The sequence below is a fragment of the Candidatus Accumulibacter cognatus genome, from assembly GCF_000584975.1.
In the GTDB taxonomy this organism is placed as follows: domain Bacteria; phylum Pseudomonadota; class Gammaproteobacteria; order Burkholderiales; family Rhodocyclaceae; genus Accumulibacter; species Accumulibacter cognatus.
Genome location: NZ_JDST02000094.1, coordinates 1 through 1,926, shown reverse-complemented (window position 1 = coordinate 1,926; position 1,926 = coordinate 1). Strand labels below are relative to the sequence as shown.

Here is a 1,926-nt window from a genome sequence, read left to right as displayed (position 1 = left end):
GGGTGAGTAGCGGCGGGAATCCCGGTCACCCGGTACGTCCCGCCGCCCTCGCAGAACCGGACTTGGAGCGTTACCCCATCCGGCTCCCAGCTCAAGTCATCCACAGTGGTTTGGGGTAGAGATTGTGCTGGATGCGTAGAGACGGCATCCAGCCTGATAGGATTTTACCGAACCGGTCCCACGCTACACTTCGCCTTTGACTGCGTTGGTTCAGCCGCTTAAACAGCAAGCGGCTAATCCGGTAGGCATAGGTGCGGATACTGCGGGCATTGCCACTGACTGCATAGTACGCAAGATGCCCCCGCAGGTGTCGCTTGGCATAGTCCATCATGGCGCGCCCGCCTTTGACACGTAACGCCGATAGGCGGTCGCTGACTTCCTTCAATTTCTTGGCAATTCGCGTGCGCTGGCTCCGGCGCCCGAGTACAAAACGCCCGCGGCGGCTTTTGCCCACGTAGTGCGTAAAGCCCAGAAAATCGAAGGTCGAGGGGCGTTTGCTGCCGTCCTTCTGGCAGTCACTCGCTGCCCTACTGCCAAAGCGTAGCAAGCCGGTCTTGCTGGGCTCGACTTCAAGCCCGAATACGGCCAGTCGCTCGGTCAGCTCGTCCATGAACCGCCGCGCATCCTCTTCGTGGGTGAAACAGGCCACAAAGTCATCTGCGTAGCGAATCAGGTAGCCCTGTCCTTTGCAGGTGCGGACATACCGTTTCTCAAACCACAAATCGAGCACATAGTGCAGGTAAATGTTGGCCAGCACGGGTGAGACGAGTCCGCCTTGCGGCGTCCCGGCTTCGCTGGCCGTGAATACCCCTGCTTCCATCACACCCGCTTTGAGTAGCCGCCGGATAATCCGCAGTAACACCGGGTCGCCGACCCGGTGCTCTAGAAAGCGCATCAGCCAGTCGTGCTCGACATGATCAAAAAATCCTTTGATGTCGGCCTCAACCAACCACTGCGTCCCCTGATTCGTGGTGATCTCACCCAGTTCCGCGAGCGCTTGATGCGCGTTGCGTCGTGGACGGAACCCGTACGAACAGTCACGAAATTCGGGCTCCCAGATCGCTTGGAGTATCCCGGACAGGCGATGTTGAACGATCCGGTCTTCAAAACAGGGGATACCCAGAGGCCTTTGCCGTCCATTGCTCTTGGGGATGTAGACGCGCCGGACCGGTTGCGGTCGGTAGCTCAGGCTGCGCAGTTCGCCTGAAAGCGCGGTAATCCGCCCTTCCAGGTCCTGTGCGTAGTCCGATTTACTCACCTTGTCGATTCCGACGGCCTTGTTGCCCGGTTGAACTTCAAAACTGTGCATCAGCCCCTCGGGGTCGCTGAGCAGTCCCATCAGCGCGTTGTACCGCGCTTGGGGAGCCTCTTGTGCCCACTGTGTGAAACGAACAAGTGGTGTGTTCATGCGCAGAGTCCGCTCGGTGTCGGGGCATGTATCCCCTGTTCGTTGTCTTAAACTGGTGCCCCTTCGCTCCCGCAGCATTACCCGCGTTCGTCGCTACTATGGACACCTCCGACTTCCCACCTCCGATGCTTCCCTCCTCGCTTTTCAGGCTTGTCGGGACGTGCGCTTGTTCCGCGCCGACGATGGGATCTCCTGGGTTACTGCCAGTTCTCGTTGTCAGGCTCGCTGCGGTCGTCGATCCCGGGTGGGCACAACTCACTTGCCATAGTGTGGGTTGCGCTGTTGCCTGCTGGCGTCTTGAAACCATCGGCCCATTCCAAAGCGGTCATTTCGGGACTCTTAACCTTCACGGTCGGCATTATCCGTTACCATTGCTCCTCGCCTGCTTTCGCGCCTACGCATCAAGCATAGTGTTACCACTATACCTGCAAGGCTCGATACCCGGCCCGTGGCTAGCGGCTACCGGGACGGGACCTCCTCCCGCTAGAATTTGCAGCATTGCCCAGCCGCAACCAAGA

1 protein-coding gene is annotated in these 1,926 nt (G+C 59.1%); it reads right to left on the bottom strand.

All coding sequences use genetic code 11. The annotated features are described in order from the left end of the window. Positions 1 to 91 precede the first annotated feature (91 nt). Positions 92 to 1,408, bottom strand: a complete 1,317-nt coding sequence (gene ltrA / locus AW06_RS16300) for a group II intron reverse transcriptase/maturase (protein WP_034952168.1) — start codon at positions 1,406 to 1,408, stop codon at positions 92 to 94. Positions 1,409 to 1,926: the final 518 nt, after the last annotated feature.